The organism is Ruegeria sp. TM1040 (assembly GCF_000014065.1).
Classification (GTDB): domain Bacteria; phylum Pseudomonadota; class Alphaproteobacteria; order Rhodobacterales; family Rhodobacteraceae; genus Epibacterium.
Genome location: NC_008044.1, coordinates 1,677,523 through 1,695,117, shown reverse-complemented (window position 1 = coordinate 1,695,117; position 17,595 = coordinate 1,677,523). Strand labels below are relative to the sequence as shown.

Here is a 17,595-nt window from a genome sequence, read left to right as displayed (position 1 = left end):
CCCAGGGCTTCTGCGCTGCGTTCACGCGTTCAAGAAACCGCGTACGGTGGCCTCGAACTCGCGTGGTTTTTCCGCGTGGAGCCAATGGCCTGCACCGGGGATCTTGGCAAAGCGCGCCGCTGGAAACAGGCGTTTGATCTGCGGGCGGTGCTCTGGCAGCACATAATCCGAATGCGCCCCGGTCAGAAACAGCGCCGTCCCATCCCAATGGGTCTCCACCTCCGGAAACGACAGAATATGCGGCATCTCCCGCTCCAAGGTATCGAGGTTGAGGCGCCAGCTCTTGTTCTCCACATCCAGAGATTGGGTGAAAAAGCTTTGCAACATCGCATCCACACCAGCCGCCGCCAGCTGCTCTTGGGCGTCCGAGCGCCGCGTCACGCGCGCAAGGTCGACACTGCGCATGGCAGTGATGAAATGCGCCTGGGTGTGCTGATAGCTGACCGGTGCGATATCGGCGACCACCAGGCGGTTGACCGCCTCGGGATGGCGCAGCGCCAGCATCATCGCGGCCTTGCCTCCCATCGAGTGCCCGACCACATCCATGCGCCCGCCGTGGGCCGCAATCACTTCGGCCAGATCCTCGGCCAGATCGACATAGCTGTGGCTCTGGGTCTTGGGGCTCAGCCCGTGGTTGCGCATGTCCACCGCGATCACTTGCCGCTCGTCCGCGAGTCGTTTGGCAATCACCCCCCAGTTGCGCCCGGAGCCATAGAGGCCATGGGCAATCAAGAGGGGCGGTTGGTCGGTCGGGGTGCCATGTATGATCGTGTTCAGCATAACGGGGTGATAGCCCTCTCTGCAGGCAGTGTCAGCCCCAAACCGCGCAGCAGCATTGAGATCCCGCGCCGCCGCGGCTAAGGTCGCGCGCATCGCGTCAAAGCCTTGGGGATGCCGTCTTTATGAATGAAACGCTTCAGAGCGAGTTGGAGCAGCTGCGTGTCCTTTTGGAGAAACGCCTGAGGCTCTCAGGTCCGCTTTCGGACAGTTTGCGCCGGGCGCGCCGTCATGTGCCGCATCGTCTGCGCAAGGCCGCAGATGATCTATTGCGCGCAGAAGAACGCTTTGACCATCCCCGGCTTGCGCTCACCTTGGACGAGGACGCGCTCGTCAAAAAAGCCCGCCGTCTCAGGGCTTATCTGACAGAGCTCGACCTCAAGGACCGGCGCAAGGGGCGGCTTTTGGACATGGCTGCGACCTCTGCCTTTGCGATCCTCTGTGTTATTGTGCTGATGGTGGTTGTGCTGCGCTGGCGGGGTTTCGTCTGATCCCGGATGGGCCAGACGGCCGGAAGGCCTCTGCCGACAGTGCATCGCGCACCACGAGGGTCACGGTGACAAAGCTCACATAGAGCAGCAGGTACCAGCTGCCCATCTTGGCCAAGCTGACCCAGTGGTCGCTGTCCTGTCCCGCATAGAGCCAGGTTCGCGTACGCGTGCCCACGTTCTCGGCCACCCAGAGGAAAAAACTCGACAGGAAGGCCGCTAGCGGCAAGGGCATCCAATAGGCATGGCCGCCGATGTAAAACCAGATGCGGGTGCGGATAAAGATCACCACCGTTGCAACAAAGAGCGCGAGCCGTATGTCGGGCAGGAAGTGGTGGCTGAAGAAATTCACATAGATCAGGACCGCGAGGCAGCTTGCCATCCATGTCGGCGGGTAGGGCGCAAAACGCATGTCAAACAGCCGGATGACCCGCGCCATGTAAGACCCTACTGACGCATACATAAAACCCGAAAACAGCGGAACGCCCCAGAGCTTCAGGACGCCCGCGCCCGGATAGGCCCAGCTTCCGGCCTGAACCTTGAAGATTTCCATGATCGTGCCGGTGAGATGAAACAACAAGATCACCCGCGCTTCGCGGGTGCTTTCCATGCCGGTGATCAGGAACACTGCCTGCAGCCCGAGCGCATAGATCAGCAGCGCATCATAGCGCGCCAGCGCCCAATCTGCCTGCCAGATGCGGCTGGAGACCAAGAGCCCGCCCAGGAGCAAGATCCCGAAGATTGCCGCCCAACCTTGTTTGAGCGTGAACATCACCAGTTCAGACAGGTAATGTGGCAGGCGCGCGCGGCACCAGTCGCCAAGGGCGCGTTCAAGACGGCGCGTGCGATTCATGGGGATTGGATTTTGGGCAGGTTCAGTCATGACCGAGAAATGACGGGAAAAGTCTCATCAAGTCCACGCGAAACTCCAAGATCAGTCACCGCACGGCGAGGATTTGCATTCCCGGACTGCGGCAGCCTATAGAGAGGGGGACATGAACGCGGTTCAAGAAATGGGCGAATAAAATGACATCCAAGGCAGAGCAGCGCAGGGCGGAGCTGCGCGAAAAACTGGTGGGCGCTGCAGAGGCGCGCATTCGCGAGGCTGGCGTGACATCGCTGCGGGCGCGTGATCTGGCCAAGGATGCGGGCTGCGCGGTTGGGGCGATCTACAACGCCTTTGACGATCTGACGGCCTTGGTGATGGCGGTCAACGGGCGCACGTTTCAGCGTCTCGGGGCCGAGGTTGAAGCCGCGGTCAAAGCCTCCGAAGGGGCCTCGCCCAGCGACAGGCTGATCCGAATGAGCGAAGCCTATCTGGATTTTGCAAGTGCAAACAATCTCTTGTGGCGCGCTCTGTTTGACCTGGAACTCCCCGCCGATGGGGAGGTGCCTGATTGGTATCGCGCCGCATTGGATCGGCTGTTTCAGCACATTGCCGGTCCTGTGGCCGAACTTTTCCCAGATCAGCCGCAGCAGGAACAGGCGCTCACGGTGCGGGCGCTGTTTTCCTCGGTGCATGGGATTGTCTTGCTGGGGCTCGAAAATCGTATTTCGGGCGTCCCGCCGCAAGAAATCCGGCGCATGATTGCGCTGGTGTTGTCGCGCCTGACGATGAAGTAAATCTCCAATTCCGTGAACGCTGTTCATTTTTAGCTTGAACGACGTTCACAAATACCGTACATCCCCCTTATGAACAATGTTCACGAATGGAGGATGGAACGTGCTCTCTACGCTTAGAACTCTGATGATCGGGGCCAACCGGCGCGCCGAAGGCGAGCTTCGCCAGCAGTTTTCAATCGAGCTGATCGAAGAAAAGATCGCTCAGGCGAATGATGATCTGAAGGCAGCAAAATCAACGCTGGTCAGTTTGATCCAGAAAGAACGCGCCGAGGGGCGCCAGATCGCAACCCTTGACGCGCGGATCGCGGATTTGACGCAACGCGCGCAGGCGGCTCTGGCAGACGGGCGCGAGGACCTGGCCACGACGGCCGCAGCCGCGATTTCCGAGATGGAAAATGAGCGCAGACTGCGACACGAGACCCAGACTCGTCTCGAAGCGCGCATCCTGAGGTTGCGTCAATCGGTCGAAACCGCCAGCCGTCGCCTGATTGACCTGCGCCAAGGGGCAATCGCTGCCAAGTCCGTGCGGGGAGAGCATCGCGCGCAGGCCGCGCTGGGACGGTCCTTGGACCGTCAGCCCATGGATGAGGCCGCCGAGCTTATTGCCGAGGTTCTGGGGCAGGAGGATCCGTTCGAGGCTTCTGAAATTCTGGGCGAGATCGAAGCGGGTCTCGCACCGCAATCGGTGGCGGATCAATTGGCAGACGCGGGCTTTGGCGCAGCCACCCGCAGCACGCCGCAGGATGTGCTGCGTCGTCTGAAGGCTGCGCCCTGATCGCAGTCCAGCCGATGCATCTGCCTCAGCTGTATCGTGTAAGCCTCAGTAAAATTTCAAGAAACACCAGTCGAAGGAACTGACTTATGTCCAACATGCGCAATGAAAACGCCCTGATCACCAACCTCAACATCGCTGGCGTCGTGATTGCCTACGCAATGCTCGGGATTTCGCTGTGGCTCTCGACCGAAGTGCCGCTTTCGACCAAAGGCTATTGGGCGATGGGGATTTTGCTGCTGACGCTGAGCCTCATCAACGTGGTGAAATACCGTTTCGACATCCGCCAGAGCGAAGATCGCATTCGCCGGATCGAGGATATTCGCAACGAGCGCATGCTTGAGGACGCGTTGAAAGATCCCGCATCCGAGGTCTGATCTCTGTCTCGAAACAGACCTATGGGGCCGGAGCCAGCTAGATCAGCGGCTCTGGCCCAATCGCTTCGATCAACTCGGGGCCATCGTCTTCGATGCCAAACCGAGGGACTTGATGATACCGCAGGCGCCCGTCCCACGCGGTGCCAAGCTCCGATTTCGCGCGCGTGCGGTCGATCTCTCCGCTGAGCCAGTCCTGAAGCTGACCCTCGGCCAGAATGACCGGCGAGCGCGGGTGCAGATGCGCTGTTTGCGCAAGTGCAGGGCGCGTCAGGATCGAACAGGTTCTGAGCCCGCTTGCCAGCCGCGTTTGCAACCCGGCAAAAAACAGCATCGGCGCATTGCTTTGCGCCGTGATCCACCAGGGCTGTTTCTGACCTTTGTCGCCGGTCCATTCAAAATATCCGCTTGCCGGGATCGCGCAACGGCTGGCACCGCGAAAACTTGGCAGTGTGTCGGCGGTCTCGATCTTGGCGTTGAACGTCGTGGCTCTCCAGTCCGAGGGCGCGCCCTTGAACCAGCTTGGCACCAGCCACCACCTGGCATGTTCAGCCACCAGGGCACCTTGGCGCAGGAACAGCGCCTCAACGGTCTGCGTGGGTTTTACGTTCCAGCTGGGGGCAAGCGGCTCTGAGCGGTCCTCGCGATATACATCGAGCCAGTCAAACTCGCCGCGCTGCCAGGCGACAAAGTCTTTCCAGCTGAGTTGAGGAAGGCCGATTCTACCACACATGCCCGTATGATAGCGCGGGTATGGGAGGCGAGCCACGCCAGGCGGACCGGCGCAAAAAAAACCGCCGCGCCCGAAAGAGCGCGGCGGTGCAGAGCAACCTCGGGTGAGGCGCCAGATCAGAGGTTTGGATAGAGCGGGAAGCGGCCGCAGAGCGCCGCGACTTTGCCACGCACGGCTTCTTCGACCGCGGCGTTGCCGTCCTCGCCATTGGCTGCGAGACCGTCGACCACCTCGACGATCAGACGGGCGATCTCGCGGAACTCTTCCTCACCAAACCCACGGGTCGTGCCTGCAGGCGTGCCGAGGCGGATACCGGAGGTCACGGTGGGCTTTTCCGGGTCGAACGGGATGCCGTTCTTGTTGGTGGTGATATGCGCACGGCCGAGCGCTTTGTCGACGATGTTGCCCGTCACGCCTTTGGGGCGCAGGTCTACCAGCATCACATGGGTGTCGGTGCCGCCGGTCACGATGTCCAGACCGCCTTTGATCAGCTCATCCGCCAGCGCAACCGCGTTTGCACGCACTTGTTTCTGGTAGGATTTGAACTCGGGCTTCAGCGCCTCGCCAAAGGCGGCGGCTTTGCCTGCGATCACGTGCATCAGCGGGCCGCCCTGAATGCCCGGGAAGATGGCAGAGTTGAATTTCTTTGCCAGATCCGGGTTGTTGGTCAGGATCATGCCGCCACGCGGGCCGCGCAGGGTCTTGTGGGTGGTGGTGGTGGCCACATCAGCATGCGGGAAGGGCGAAGGATGCTCGCCTGCTGCAACAAGACCGGCGAAATGCGCCATGTCCACCAGCAGATAGGCACCGACGCTGTCAGCGATTTCACGGAACTTGGCAAAATCGATCTGGCGCGGGATCGCGGAGCCGCCGGCGATGATCAGCTTGGGCTGGTGCTCGGTCGCAAGTGCCTGAACCTGATCATAGTCGATCAGGCAGTCGGATTCGCGCACGCCGTAGTGCACCGCGTTGAACCATTTGCCGGACTGGTTTGGCGCTGCACCATGGGTGAGGTGACCGCCGGACGCGAGATCCATGCCGAGGATGGTGTCGCCGGGCTTCAGAATCGCCTGGAACACGCCCTGGTTCGCCTGCGAGCCGGAGTTGGGCTGCACATTGGCAAATTCGCAGTTGAACAGCTGCTTGGCCCGGTCGATGGCGAGGTTTTCGGCCACGTCGACATACTGGCAGCCGCCATAATAGCGACGGCCCGGGTAGCCTTCGGCATACTTGTTGGTCAGCACAGAGCCCTGCGCTTCCATGACGGCAGCAGAGACGATGTTTTCGGAGGCGATCAGCTCGATCTCGTCGCGCTGACGACCGAGTTCATCGGTGATTGCGCCAAAAAGCTCTGGGTCGCGCTCAGAGAGGCTTTGGGTGAAGAAACCGGGGTCGCGGGTCGCGTCAGTCATATTGGCTCCGTCTGGTTGGGGCTTGGTATTTGCGAGATTTCCTATAGGAAACTTCACGGATCTGAAAGGCTGTAAAGCGACGAAACGCATCAGGTGAACGGCAACTCTGGTCAACGGGGAAAACCTGTGCTTGTTTCGGAACCGTTTGGACCCTACCGGAAACAGGATCGCGCCTTATGAGAATCGCATTTCTGGCCAGCGAGGCCCCTTTGGCGCAGACGGCTCTTTCTGTTCTGAGCAAACGCTACGGATCTGTCGCCGTCGAGGCCGCAGATGTTATCGTGGCGCTGGGGGGCGATGGGTTCATGTTGCACACGCTGCGTGACACCGTTGATCTCAATATTCCGATCTACGGGATGAACCGCGGCACGGTTGGTTTCTTGATGAACAGCTTTGGCGAGGACGCGCTTCTGGAACGGCTGGAGGCCGCCAATGAAGAGATCATCCACCCCTTGCGGATGCGGGCGCAGGACCGGGCCGGGGTCATGCATGAGGCGATGGCGATCAACGAAGTGTCCTTGCTGCGGCAGGGTCCGCAGGCGGCCAAGCTCAAGATCTCGGTTGATGGGCGGCAGCGGATGGCGGAGCTGGTTTGCGATGGCGCGCTGGTGTCGACGCCTGCGGGCTCCACCGCCTATAATTTTTCGGCGCACGGCCCGATCCTGCCCATCGGGGCGGATGTGCTGGCGCTGACGGCGATTGCGGCCTTTCGCCCAAGGCGCTGGCGCGGCGCGTTGCTGCCCAGTGGGGCCACCGTGCGTTTTGACGTGATCGATGCGGCCAAGCGACCCGTGATGGCGGAAGCGGATTCGATTTCCTTCAAGGAGATCGACTGGGTTGAAATCCAGAGTGAACGCCGGATCAGCCACAAGATCCTGTTTGACCCCGGTCATGGGCTTGAGGAACGGCTGATCTCGGAACAGTTCAACTGAGGCCGCGCTGGCGCGCGACAGGTTGAGCCTTGGACCCATGGGTCCAAGGCCGTGCCTCCGGCGGGGATATTTCTGGTTAGAAGAAGGCATCGGCGCGCACAGGTCGTCGCTCAGCGAGTCATGGACTGCATGTGATCCCAGAGCGGGGCAGCCATCTGTCCGATGCGATCCTCAATGGCGATAGCGGCATCCACGGCCATGTCTTCGCGCCAGCGCGGCGCCACGATCTGCACGTTGATGGGTTGTAGGCCCTTTGGAAGCTGTGCGAGGCGCGCAGGCACGCAGGCGGCTGGTAGGCCCATGTAATTCATGGCGTAGGAGTAGACCGCACAGCCCAGCACATCATGGGCGCCCGCGACACCTTCGCGATCGCGATCAGGCGCAAAGAACGGATGCGGCAGGAAGGGCGTCAGCACCAGCGGGTAATCGGCCATGAACATGGCCCATTGGCGGGCGTAATGGCTGCGTTTGGCGTACATCTTGAGCAGCTCATCACCGTGGAAGGGCGGGAACTCCTGAAAATAGGTGTCAAACATCGTGCGGATGATCTCGGAGCCCATGGCGTCGAGGTCGGGTTTCATCAACGCATGAATTTCGCCCATGAGCGCGCGATAGCCTGTGCGCCCGGCCTCAAAGACATTGGGGGGCTCGATCTCCTCGACGATATACCCGGCATCCATCAGCGCGTCGCGCGCCGCCAAGAGCGCCGCGTCCACCTCGGGGTGGAGGTCATAGCCATGGGTGTTGCGGGTGAAGGCGACCTTGACCGGGCCGTCCGGCGCCGCCCCGCGCCACGGCACCGGGGCGTGGAAGGGGTCGCGAATGTCGGGCGCGATCATCGCGGGCATCGAGAGGTGCAAATCGCGCGCGGAGCGGGTCATCAGGCCTTGAACGCTCATCAATTGGGCCAATAGGCCGCGTTCGGCTTTTTGGCTGGGGTTCCAGGCGGGCACGCGCCCAAAGCCCGGCTTCACGGTGACCGCGCCATTGGCCGCTGCGGGAAAGCGCAGGGAGCCGCCAATGTCATTGCCATGTGCCAGCGGACCAATCCCCGCCATCACTGCAGCGCCGCCACCGCCCGAAGAGCCGCCGGGCGAGATATGCTGCCCCCAGGGATTATGGGTGCGCCCATAAAGGGGATTGTCGGTATCGGCGCGGAAGGAAAACTCTGGCGTGTTGCTGCGCCCGATCACCACAGCTCCGGCGCGTTCTAGGTTTTGCACCACCGGCGCGTCATCGGGGGCGATCAGATCCTTGAGCGCAGGAATGCCGTTTGATGTCGGATGCCCGGTTTGATCGATGTTGATCTTGATGGTGACAGGGACGCCGTGCAAGGGGCCGCGCAGCGCCTTTGGCGTGCTGTCGAGAACTTCGGCCCGCGCCAGAGCCTCGTCCCGGAGATCCTCGACCACCGCATTGAGCGCCGGGTTCACCTGATCCATCCGCGCAAGCACAGAGGTCACCGCCTCTGTTGGACTGATGTCGCCGTTGCGGGTCTGGGTGGACAATTCTTCTGCGCTCAGGCGCCAAAGCTCTTGATTTGACATGTTAACAATCTCCTTGAGGCGGAGACTAGTGTCCGTTTGAGGGGCTGGGAAGGGGGGAATTTAACTTGTTATTTGGGGATTGTGCTTGATCCTGCCTGTGGAAGCGCGAAGGCTGTTCCCGGAGCGATATTTTTTGAAAGAACCCCAAAACATGAATAGATTAATCGCGTTTTCTGCGGTGTGTGCCATCTCTGTTGGCTCTGCTTTGCCGCTGCAGGCGGAGAGCTTTGTATCTGTATTGCAGGTCATTGAGGAAATGGGCGAGACGCCCTATGAATGCGACGGCTATGATCCCGCCACGCAATCGTGCTCCGGTTTGTCCTACATGCGCACCGAGGAGGGGATCATCTACAACGCGTCGTGGTTTGCGATCGAGAACCCCGCCGGTGAGCCGTGGGTTTTCCTGGCTTCTTCCGAATACGAGTTTCTGTTCGGCTGGGGCTGCCCCTCGAATTGGGGGCAGGCGCCGACGATCCGCTACGTTGATGGCGGGGACCCGGATCTCGGCCCGCAATATGCTGAGCTGATCCAGAGTCAGCTCAATGAGAGTTACGATCCGGATGCGCCTTGTGCTGGGTATTACCCGGATGGACCGCAGCGCTACCGGATCGAATACCGTTACCGCAACGGAGAGCTGGCAGAGCGGCCGGACAGCCATGTGCGTTTCTTCTTTGAGCCAAAGGAGCTGCGACCTTGACCTGATTTCTGATCTCTTTGCGGAGGATTTCTTGGAACAATCCCGGAGGCGGGACGTTGAGAGGTCAAGCAGCGAGCGTCTGTGGACGCACTGTGATCCAACCTGCAAAGGAGCAGAGATCATGAATTGGGATATTATCGAAGGCAAATGGAAGCAGCTCAAAGGCGAGGCGCAAACCCAGTGGGGCAAGCTCAGCGAGGATGAGATCGATCAGGCGGCCGGCGACCGAGACAAACTCGCTGGTCTGCTGCAGGAGCGCTATGGTTTGGCGCGCGAAGATGCTGAGCGTCAGATCGATGCCTTTGCAGAGAGCCTGAAGGAAAAGATCTGATACGAGCACCGCGCTCATCGCAGCGTGGACGAGGAAGCGGCCCCAAGGCGGGCCGCTTTTCTTTGTTCTGTCCTACCCTTGGGCGTAGCCGAGGCTTTGGAGGGCGGTTTTGATCTCGTCCAGGATGGCCGGATCATCGATGGTCGCGGGCATCTTCCACTCGGTGTTGTCCGCGATGGAGACCATGGTGCCCCGCAGGATCTTGCCCGAGCGCGTCTTGGGGAGGCGATCCACCACGCAGGCGAGTTTGAACGCCGCCACGGGGCCGATCTTTTCGCGCACCAGTTTGACCACCTCGGCGGTGATCTCGGAATGAGGACGATTGCAGCCGGAGTTGAGGCAGAGGAAGCCCAGGGGCATCTGCCCCTTCAGTTGGTCTGCCACGCCGATCACGGCGCATTCTGCAACATCCGGGTGGCCCGCAAGCACCTCTTCCATCGCGCCTGTAGACAGGCGATGTCCGGCCACGTTGATGACGTCATCGGTGCGCGCCATGATGTAGAGATACCCATCCTCATCCATCATCCCTGCATCGCCCGTCTCGTAGTAGCCAGGAAAGGTGGTGAGGTAGCTTTTCTTGAACCGCTCTTCGGCGTTCCAGAGCGTTGGCAGCGTGCCTGGGGGCAGGGGGAGTTTGACCGCAATCGCACCCAGCTCTCCGGGGGCGACAGGATGGCCCCCCTCGTCAAGGATCTGCACGTCATAGCCGGGCATTGGCACGGCGGGGGAGCCGAGCTTCACCGGGAGCGTTTCAATACCAAGCGGATTGGCAGCAATCGACCAGCCGGTTTCTGTCTGCCACCAGTGATCGATGACTGGCACGCCCAGTTGGTCCTGCGCCCAGATGATCGTGTCGGGATCTGCGCGCTCGCCCGCGAGATAGACCTGCTCCAGACAGGAAAGATCGTATTTCCCAACAAACTCGCCTTTGGGATCTTCGCGTTTGACGGCGCGGAATGCGGTGGGCGCGGTGAAGAAGCTTTTGACCTTATGTTCCGAGATCACCCGCCAGAAGGTGCCCGCATCAGGCGTGCCCACGGGCTTGCCCTCAAAGACAACGGTGGTGTTGCCATGGATGAGCGGTCCATAGCAGATATAGCTGTGTCCCACGACCCAGCCCACGTCGGACGCGGCCCAGAACACATCGCCCGGATCGACGTTATAGATGTTCTTCATAGACCAATTGAGCGCCACAAGCTGCCCGGCCGTGTGGCGGATCACCCCCTTGGGCTGTCCGGTGGTCCCGGAGGTATAGAGGATATAGGAGGGATGATTGCCCTCGACCGGCACACAGTCTGCAGGCTCGACGCCATATTGGAACCCGTGCCAGTTCACGTCGCGCCCCTCGACAAGCTCCGCAACTTCCTGCTCGCGCTGGAGGATCACGCAGAAGTCCGGCTTGTGGCTGGCCATGTCGATGGCTCCATCCAGAAGCGGCTTGTAATGGACGATACGTCCCGGCTCGATCCCGCAGGAGGCGGCGATGATCGCCTTGGGGGTGGCGTCGTCAATCCGCACCGCAAGCTCCGAGGAGGCAAAGCCGCCAAAGACCACCGAATGCACCGCGCCGATCCGCGCACAGGCGAGCATGGCTTCCAGCGCTTCGGGGATCATCGGCATGTAGATGATGACGCGATCGCCTTTTTCGACCCCCTTGGCGCGCAACGCACCGGCGAGGGTGGCCACGCGGTTGCGCAGCTCGACAAAGGAAATCTCGCGTTTTGTGTGGGTGACGGGGCTGTCGTAGATGATCGCGGTCTGCTCGCCGCGCCCGGCCTCAACATGACGGTCCACCGCGTTGTAGCAGGTGTTGACCTTGCTGTCGGCAAACCACTCATAGAGCCCACCGCCCAGATCGCTCAGCGCCTTTGACGGGGCTTTGTCCCAGCTGATGGCGCCGGCCGCCTCCATCCAGAACCCCTCTGGATCGGCTTTCCACTGCGCATATACCTCAGAATAGGTCATCGGGGTCCTCCTCCCTGTCTGTTCTGAGGACAGAGCCTAGGCGCAAGAGCAAAGCTCTCGCAAGCGCGGCGACGGCTGCTGCGACGAATTAGAACCTGTTAGCGATAGATTTTGCCAAGTGGAGTTGCAAAGTTTTGCAAACCCTGGAATTGGGCGAATTTTGCAGGGGAAATCTGTCAGGTCTGCAAAGTTGCAAAGCTAATCTTGTGGTAAATCCAGCAGGGCGGCGCCGACTCACCTTAGGTCAAGGTCAAGGTCGAGGCCACGGCGCGCCGCGCGTGGAGGGCGAAGGGCAGGGCTGCCCCTCGCAGAGATCATTTTGCGCTGCGCTGGGCGTCAGCCGTAATGGGCGACCGGAGTGCCCGCGATGGCGGCCATGTTCAACAATCCGCGTGCGGTGATCGACGGGGAAACAATATGAGCGCGGTTGCCCATGCCCATCAGGATCGGCCCGACCTCAAGCCCGCCAGAGCGCATCTTGAGGATGTTGCGCACACCAGACGCCGCATCCGCATGGGCAAAGACCAGCACATTGGCAGCACCTTCTAGCCGCGAATTGGGGAAGATCCGCTCACGCAGCTCCGGGTCGAGCGCGGTGTCGATGTTCATTTCGCCCTCGTAGACAAAATCGCGCCGCTTGTCGTCGAGGATCGCCAAAGCTGCGCGCAGACGCTCCCCGGTGTCGCATTGGATGTTGCCGAACTGGCTCTGCGAACAGAGCGCAATCTGCGGCTTCAGACCAAATCGGCGCACATGGCGCGCTGCACCGATCACGGTTTCGGCGATTTCTTCTGGAGTCGGTTCAATGCGGACCTGGGTGTCGGCAATGAACATCGGCCCATCGTCGAGGATCATCATCGAGAGCGCCCCATGTGGCGCATAAGAACCGCCGCCCAGGATCTGCTGCACATAGTTGAGGTGCCAGCGGTACTCTCCGAACGTGCCGCAGATCAGGCTGTCCGCCTCTCCGCGATGCACCATGATGGCGCCAATCGCGGTGGTGTTGGTGCGCAGGATCGCTTTGGCGAGATCCGGCGTCACCCCCCGGCGCTCCATGATCCGATGATAGCTGGTCCAATAGTCACGGTAGCGCGGATCGTTTTCAGGGTTCACAATTTGAACGTCCTGACCGGGACGGATCGACAGTCCCAGACGCTGGCAGCGGTGCTCGATCACCTCCGGTCGACCAATCAGGATCGGAGTCTCTGTGGTCTCGCGCAGCATCTCCTGTGCGGTGCGCAAGACGCGCTCGTCTTCGCCTTCAGCAAAGACGATCCGGCGGGCTGCCGCGCGAGCGGCCTCGAACACAGGTTTCATCAGGAGCGCGGATTTGAACACGCTTTGGTTCAGCTTGGCGCGGTAAGCCCCCAGATCGTCGATCGGCCGCTTGGCCACGCCGCTGGACATGGCCGCGCGCGCAACGGCAGAGGAAACCACCGCCACCAGACGCGGGTCAAAAGGCTTTGGGATCAGGTAATCCGCGCCAAAGGTGAGCTGCTCCCCCTTGTAGGCCGCAGCCGCCTCGGCTGAGGTTGTGGTCCGCGCAAGCTCTGCGATCCCCTCGACACAGGCAATCTGCATCTCGTCGTTGATCTCAGTGGCGCCAACGTCCAGCGCGCCACGGAAGATAAACGGAAAGCACAGTACGTTGTTGACCTGATTGGGAAAATCGCTGCGACCCGTGGCGATGATAGCGTCTGGCGCCACCTTGCGCGCCTCATCGGGCATGATCTCCGGGGTCGGGTTCGCCAGCGCAAAGATGATCGGGCGTTTCGCCATCTTCGTGACCATCTCGGGCTTGAGCACATTGGGACCGGAAAGGCCAAGGAACAGATCCGCGCCGTCGATCACCTCATCCAGCGTCCGTTTCTCAGAAGCCTGAGCAAAGGCCGCCTTGTGCGGGTTCATGTCCTCCTCGCGGCCTTCATAGACCAAGCCGTGAATATCGCAGAGCCAGACGTTCTCTCGCTTGACCCCAAGTTTCAGCAGCATGTTGAGGCAGGCAATGCCCGCTGCCCCGCCGCCGGTCGAGACGATCTTGATGTCCTCGAACTTCTTGCCCGCTACATGGAGCGCGTTCTTGGCCGCGGCGCCGACAACGATCGCGGTGCCATGCTGGTCATCGTGAAACACGGGGATGTTCATCCGCTCGCGACAGAGTTTTTCGACGATAAAACAATCAGGTGCCTTGATGTCTTCAAGGTTTACCGCGCCAAAGGTCGGCTCCAGCGCGCAGACGATGTCGGCCAGTTTCTCAGGATCGCTCTCGTTCAATTCAATGTCAAAGCAGTCGATATTGGCGAAGTTCTTGAATAGAACCGCCTTGCCTTCCATCACCGGTTTGGAGGCCAGCGCACCGATGTTGCCAAGTCCCAGAACCGCAGAGCCGTTGGAGACCACCGCAACCAGATTGCCCCGCGCCGTGTAGCGCGCGGCATTGGCCTCGTCGTCCTTGATCTCAAGACAGGCTTCAGCCACGCCGGGTGAGTAGGCCCGTGCAAGGTCGTTGCCAGTGGCCAGCGGTTTTGTGGCGCGAATTTCCAGTTTACCGGGACGCGGGAACTCGTGGTAGCGCAGAGCCGCGTCGCGCAGGGATTCCGAGGTCTTGTCGGGCATGAAGGTCGCTCCTGATGGTGATAGTTTAGTGCTAAACTATCTTGCGGGTGAGGGGAACCGCCTTTTGCACAAGGCGCAGATCATCGGCAAGGCTTTGCATCTCGCATCACTGAGTGGCGGGCGGCTCGCCAAAATTCCTGCCGGGGTGCGGGACGGCATGCTCTGTTCAGCCTGCCAGAAGGCTTTGGTCTTGTTGATTGAGGGAGGGTGCCGCGAGATGACATTTGACCATCCGATCAAAACGGGCAAAGACTGGGACAACAGGACCACACGAATGCCACAAGGCCCGAGGCCCCACGCGCTGGCGCAGGATCGTCAGCCACGGCCCCCTGCGAGGACGGAGATCATTATGCCTGCATCAGACACCGATACTATTCATCCATTGCGCGCAGCCGCTGCTACGGTGCGCCAGAATGCCCATGCGCCCTATTCGAACTTCAAGGTGGGCGCGGCGATCCGGGCCAAATCCGGCACGGTCTATGTGGGCTGCAATGTCGAAAACGTGGCCTATCCCGAAGGCACCTGTGCCGAGGCCGGTGCGATTGCGGCGATGGTGGCGGCCGGTGAAACTGAACTTCTTGAGGCCTATGTGATCGCCGATTGCCCAAGCCCGGTGCCGCCCTGCGGCGGCTGCCGTCAGAAGCTCAAGGAATTCGGCGCTGCCGAGGTCGCGGTGACCCTTGCAACCACCGATGGCGTCGAAATGCAGACCACGATTGGTGATCTGCTGCCTGGCGCGTTTGACGCAGGCCATATGGAGCGGAGCTGAGGGCATGGATGCGCGCGCGGTCATTGCCCGGTTAAGGCAGAAACACACCCCAAGCACCGAGGAGCTGCGCTGGTTTGCCGAGGGGCTTGCCAGTGGCGCCGTCAGCGACGCGCAGGCGGGCGCCTTTGCTATGGCGATCTGTCTCAACGGGTTGCCAGCCGCGGCGCGCTCTGACCTGACACTTGCGATGCGCGACAGCGGCGATGTTCTGACGTGGGATCTGCCGGGGCCGGTGGTGGACAAACACTCGACCGGTGGGGTCGGCGATTGCGTGTCGCTTCTTCTGGCGCCTGCGCTTGCGGAATGTGGCGCTTATGTCCCGATGATCTCGGGACGCGGTCTTGGGCACACCGGTGGCACGCTCGACAAGCTGGAGGCGATCCCCGGTCTAAGCACCGAGGTCACGCAAGATCGGCTGGCGGGAATTGTGGCCGACGTTGGCTGCGCCATCGTGGGGGCAACCGCGCGGATTGCCCCGGCGGACAAGCGGCTTTATGCGGTGCGCGATGTGACGGCCACGGTGGAGAGCCTCGATCTGATTACAGCATCGATCCTTTCGAAAAAGCTGGCTGCCAGCCCCGAGGCATTGGTGCTGGATGTCAAAATCGGCTCGGGCGCCTTTATGAAAACTGTGGAGGAGGCGCGCGCTTTGGCGACCTCTCTGGTGGAAACCTCAAAGGCGGCGGGGTGTCCGACGCAGGCGCTGATCACCGACATGAACCAGCCGCTTGTTCCAGCCTTGGGCAATGCGCTTGAGGTTGCCGAAGTGGTGCGGGCGCTCACCGGTCAGTCGAGCGGGCAGATCATCGAGATCACCGTGGCACTTGGTGGCGCGCTGTTGCAGCAGGCGGGACTTGCCCCCAACCAAGAGGCGGGCGAGACGCAAATTGCCGCCGCAATCGCCGAAGGTCGCGCGGCAGAGCGGTTTGCCCGAATGATTGCCGCGCAGGGTGGTCCGTCCACAGAGCTTGAGACATGGGCGCGCGCGCTGCCGCAAGCACCGGTCTGCGCAGAGGTCACGGCCGAGGACGCAGGCTATGTTGCGGCGATCGACGGCGAGGCCCTTGGTCTGCTGGTGGTTCGGCTGGGCGGCGGGCGTATGGTTGAAAGCGACCGTATCGACCCTGCGGTCGGGATCTCGGACCTGCTGCACTTGGGGGCCAAAGTGGCCAGGGGCGATGTCATTGCGCGCGTTCATGCCGCCCACGCAGAGGCCGCGCAAGATGCGATCTCGGCCTTGCGGGCGGCGGTGAGGCTTGCACCTGCCGCACCCGACCTGCCGCCGCTGTTGCATGAGAGGATCAGCTGATGGCGCGTGCCTTTCTGGTTGTATTGGACTCGGTTGGTATCGGCGGCGCGCCGGATGCCGGGGCCTATTACAACAAGGATCTGCCCGATCTCGGGGCCAATACCGTCGCGCATATTGCACAGGCTTGTGCGGAGAAGCGCGCCGAGGAGGGGCGCCGGGGCGGGCTGCATTTGCCAACGCTTGATGCGATGGGTCTGGGCGCGGCAGTGCGCCTTGCCTCCGGCCAGCCTGCGCCGGGTCTTGATGCTGTGCCAGCCGGGCTTTGGGGCGCTGCGGTCGAGGTGAGCGCGGGCAAGGACACTCCCTCAGGCCACTGGGAACTTGCCGGCCTGCCAGTGCCATGGGACTGGGGCTATTTCCCCGAGGAGGGGGCAGCCTTTGATGCGGATCTGGTGGCGCATGTGGCACAGGCCGCCGGGGTCTCGGGAATCTTGGGGAACTGTCATGCTTCTGGCACCAGCATCATCGCGGAGCTTGGCGCAGAACACCTGCGGACGGGGCTGCCGATCTGCTACACGTCGGCCGATAGCGTCTTTCAGATCGCTGCACATGAGGAGCATTTTGGCCTTGAGCGCTTGCTCAAGCTTTGCGCCGATATCGCGCCCTATCTGCATGCCCGCAGGGTGGGCCGCGTGATCGCGCGTCCATTCGTGGGCTCCCCTGATGCAGGGTTTGAGCGCACCACCAATCGGCGCGACTATGCCATTAAACCTCCGGCCCCGATCCTGACCGATTGGGTTCAGGCTGCCGGTGGACGTGTCCATGCCATCGGCAAGATTGGTGACATCTTCTCCATGCAAGGCATTGATACACTTGAGAAAGGCTCTGATCAGGCTCTGATGCGCCATCTTGCCAATGCGGTGCAAAGCGCTGAAGACGGCAGCCTGACCTTTGCAAATTTTGTCGAGTTTGACAGCCTTTATGGTCACCGCCGAGATGTCGCGGGCTATGCGCGGGCGCTCGAGTGGTTCGATCGCGAGATTACCGGAATCCTCGCGCAGTTGCGTCCGGGGGACCTGATGGTGCTGACCGCAGACCACGGCAACGATCCAAGCTGGCCCGGGACCGACCATACCCGCGAACAGGTGCCGGTGCTTGTTGCAGGGGCGGGGTCGGGGTGCATCGGAACCGTGGGGTTTGTCGACATCGCCGCGTCGGTTGCAGCGCATCTGGGGGTACCCTCCGAGGGGCCGGGGCGCAGCTTTTTGCCCTGAACGCGCCAAGGCGCGACCGGAAAACGCCTTGCTTGT

17 protein-coding genes are annotated in these 17,595 nt (G+C 61.4%); 10 read left to right on the top strand and 7 right to left on the bottom strand.

Translation table 11 applies throughout. The features are described 5' to 3' along the window. Positions 1-21: 21 nt before the first annotated feature. Entirely contained in the window at positions 22-780 is a 759-nt protein-coding gene (locus TM1040_RS12310) for an alpha/beta fold hydrolase (protein ID WP_011538919.1), read from the bottom strand. Between the two features lie 122 nt (positions 781-902). Here TM1040_RS12310 and TM1040_RS12305 point away from each other — a divergent pair, with 122 nt between their 5' ends. Then, positions 903-1,268, top strand: a complete 366-nt coding sequence (locus TM1040_RS12305) for a hypothetical protein (RefSeq protein ID WP_011538918.1) — start codon at positions 903-905, stop codon at positions 1,266-1,268. On the opposite strand, the gene TM1040_RS12300 is transcribed toward TM1040_RS12305, so the two are convergent. Next, positions 1,222-2,118: a DUF817 domain-containing protein gene (locus TM1040_RS12300; protein WP_166485545.1), complete on the bottom strand. Its 897-nt coding sequence runs from the start codon at positions 2,116-2,118 to the stop codon at positions 1,222-1,224. The genes TM1040_RS12305 and TM1040_RS12300 overlap by 47 nt on opposite strands. A gap of 173 nt (positions 2,119-2,291) precedes the next feature. Between TM1040_RS12300 and TM1040_RS12295 the strand changes: the two genes are divergently transcribed. The 3 genes from TM1040_RS12295 (at position 2,292) to TM1040_RS12285 (ending at position 4,037) form a co-directional block, all read left to right on the top strand. After that, complete coding sequence (locus TM1040_RS12295; RefSeq protein ID WP_011538916.1) at positions 2,292-2,888, top strand: TetR/AcrR family transcriptional regulator; 597 nt, start codon at positions 2,292-2,294, stop codon at positions 2,886-2,888. 76 nt (positions 2,889-2,964) lie between these two features. Next, positions 2,965-3,663 (top strand): PspA/IM30 family protein, encoded by a 699-nt coding sequence (locus TM1040_RS12290; RefSeq protein WP_011538915.1) that lies wholly within the window; start codon positions 2,965-2,967, stop codon positions 3,661-3,663. Between the two features lie 86 nt (positions 3,664-3,749). Then, positions 3,750-4,037, top strand: a complete 288-nt coding sequence (locus TM1040_RS12285; RefSeq protein WP_011538914.1) for a YiaA/YiaB family inner membrane protein — start codon at positions 3,750-3,752, stop codon at positions 4,035-4,037. 37 nt (positions 4,038-4,074) lie between these two features. On the opposite strand, the gene TM1040_RS12280 is transcribed toward TM1040_RS12285, so the two are convergent. Beyond that, the gene (locus tag TM1040_RS12280; RefSeq protein ID WP_011538913.1) at positions 4,075-4,767 is read right to left on the bottom strand and encodes an SOS response-associated peptidase; all 693 of its coding nucleotides are present in this window, start codon (positions 4,765-4,767) and stop codon (positions 4,075-4,077) included. Between the two features lie 116 nt (positions 4,768-4,883). Then, entirely contained in the window at positions 4,884-6,179 is a 1,296-nt protein-coding gene (gene glyA, locus TM1040_RS12275; RefSeq protein WP_011538912.1) for a serine hydroxymethyltransferase, read from the bottom strand. Between the two features lie 176 nt (positions 6,180-6,355). Between glyA and TM1040_RS12270 the strand changes: the two genes are divergently transcribed. Further along, a complete protein-coding gene (locus TM1040_RS12270; RefSeq protein ID WP_011538911.1) occupies positions 6,356-7,111 on the top strand; it encodes an NAD kinase in 756 nt (251 codons plus the stop codon). A gap of 110 nt (positions 7,112-7,221) precedes the next feature. Here the strand turns inward: TM1040_RS12270 and TM1040_RS12265 are convergent, their stop codons facing one another. Then, complete coding sequence (locus TM1040_RS12265; RefSeq protein WP_011538910.1) at positions 7,222-8,658, bottom strand: amidase family protein; 1,437 nt, start codon at positions 8,656-8,658, stop codon at positions 7,222-7,224. Between the two features lie 151 nt (positions 8,659-8,809). Between TM1040_RS12265 and TM1040_RS12260 the strand changes: the two genes are divergently transcribed. Further along, positions 8,810-9,355, top strand: a complete 546-nt coding sequence (locus TM1040_RS12260) for a hypothetical protein (protein WP_011538909.1) — start codon at positions 8,810-8,812, stop codon at positions 9,353-9,355. Between the two features lie 121 nt (positions 9,356-9,476). Next, positions 9,477-9,686, top strand: a complete 210-nt coding sequence (locus TM1040_RS12255; protein ID WP_011538908.1) for a CsbD family protein — start codon at positions 9,477-9,479, stop codon at positions 9,684-9,686. Positions 9,687-9,758: 72 nt separating this feature from the next. Here the strand turns inward: TM1040_RS12255 and prpE are convergent, their stop codons facing one another. Then, positions 9,759-11,651 (bottom strand): propionate-CoA ligase PrpE, encoded by a 1,893-nt coding sequence (gene prpE / locus TM1040_RS12250; RefSeq protein WP_011538907.1) that lies wholly within the window; start codon positions 11,649-11,651, stop codon positions 9,759-9,761. 336 nt (positions 11,652-11,987) lie between these two features. Then, positions 11,988-14,267, bottom strand: a complete 2,280-nt coding sequence (locus tag TM1040_RS12245) for an NADP-dependent malic enzyme (protein WP_011538906.1) — start codon at positions 14,265-14,267, stop codon at positions 11,988-11,990. Between the two features lie 349 nt (positions 14,268-14,616). Between TM1040_RS12245 and TM1040_RS12240 the strand changes: the two genes are divergently transcribed. The 3 genes from TM1040_RS12240 to TM1040_RS12230 are packed head-to-tail and all read left to right on the top strand — an operon-like array spanning position 14,617 to position 17,559. Beyond that, positions 14,617-15,036, top strand: coding sequence for a cytidine deaminase (locus TM1040_RS12240; RefSeq protein ID WP_044027141.1), 420 nt, complete (start codon positions 14,617-14,619; stop codon positions 15,034-15,036). A 4-nt stretch (positions 15,037-15,040) separates the two neighbouring features. Then, on the top strand, positions 15,041-16,345 hold the full coding sequence (locus tag TM1040_RS12235; protein ID WP_011538904.1) for a thymidine phosphorylase: 1,305 nt from the start codon (positions 15,041-15,043) through the stop codon (positions 16,343-16,345). Beyond that, entirely contained in the window at positions 16,345-17,559 is a 1,215-nt protein-coding gene (locus TM1040_RS12230; RefSeq protein WP_011538903.1) for a phosphopentomutase, read from the top strand. The genes TM1040_RS12235 and TM1040_RS12230 overlap by 1 nt, the downstream gene beginning before the upstream one ends. Positions 17,560-17,595: the final 36 nt, after the last annotated feature.

Excerpts from the sequence above, each read along its gene's own strand:
- TM1040_RS12300 (WP_166485545.1), bottom strand. The coding sequence starts at position 2,118 with ATGAATCGCACGCGCCGTCTTGAACGCGCCCTTGGCGACTGGTGCCGC.
- TM1040_RS12290 (WP_011538915.1), top strand. The coding sequence starts at position 2,965 with ATGTTCACGAATGGAGGATGGAACGTGCTCTCTACGCTTAGAACTCTG.
- TM1040_RS12235 (WP_011538904.1), top strand. The coding sequence starts at position 15,041 with ATGGATGCGCGCGCGGTCATTGCCCGGTTAAGGCAGAAACACACCCCA.
- TM1040_RS12260 (WP_011538909.1), top strand. The coding sequence starts at position 8,810 with ATGAATAGATTAATCGCGTTTTCTGCGGTGTGTGCCATCTCTGTTGGC.
- TM1040_RS12245 (WP_011538906.1), bottom strand. The coding sequence starts at position 14,267 with ATGCCCGACAAGACCTCGGAATCCCTGCGCGACGCGGCTCTGCGCTAC.
- TM1040_RS12240 (WP_044027141.1), top strand. The coding sequence starts at position 14,617 with ATGCCTGCATCAGACACCGATACTATTCATCCATTGCGCGCAGCCGCT.
- TM1040_RS12285 (WP_011538914.1), top strand. The coding sequence starts at position 3,750 with ATGTCCAACATGCGCAATGAAAACGCCCTGATCACCAACCTCAACATC.
- TM1040_RS12310 (WP_011538919.1), bottom strand. The coding sequence starts at position 780 with ATGCTGAACACGATCATACATGGCACCCCGACCGACCAACCGCCCCTC.
- TM1040_RS12270 (WP_011538911.1), top strand. The coding sequence starts at position 6,356 with ATGAGAATCGCATTTCTGGCCAGCGAGGCCCCTTTGGCGCAGACGGCT.
- prpE (WP_011538907.1), bottom strand. The coding sequence starts at position 11,651 with ATGACCTATTCTGAGGTATATGCGCAGTGGAAAGCCGATCCAGAGGGG.
- TM1040_RS12230 (WP_011538903.1), top strand. The coding sequence starts at position 16,345 with ATGGCGCGTGCCTTTCTGGTTGTATTGGACTCGGTTGGTATCGGCGGC.
- TM1040_RS12265 (WP_011538910.1), bottom strand. The coding sequence starts at position 8,658 with ATGTCAAATCAAGAGCTTTGGCGCCTGAGCGCAGAAGAATTGTCCACC.
- TM1040_RS12305 (WP_011538918.1), top strand. The coding sequence starts at position 903 with ATGAATGAAACGCTTCAGAGCGAGTTGGAGCAGCTGCGTGTCCTTTTG.
- TM1040_RS12255 (WP_011538908.1), top strand. The coding sequence starts at position 9,477 with ATGAATTGGGATATTATCGAAGGCAAATGGAAGCAGCTCAAAGGCGAG.
- TM1040_RS12280 (WP_011538913.1), bottom strand. The coding sequence starts at position 4,767 with ATGTGTGGTAGAATCGGCCTTCCTCAACTCAGCTGGAAAGACTTTGTC.
- glyA (WP_011538912.1), bottom strand. The coding sequence starts at position 6,179 with ATGACTGACGCGACCCGCGACCCCGGTTTCTTCACCCAAAGCCTCTCT.
- TM1040_RS12295 (WP_011538916.1), top strand. The coding sequence starts at position 2,292 with ATGACATCCAAGGCAGAGCAGCGCAGGGCGGAGCTGCGCGAAAAACTG.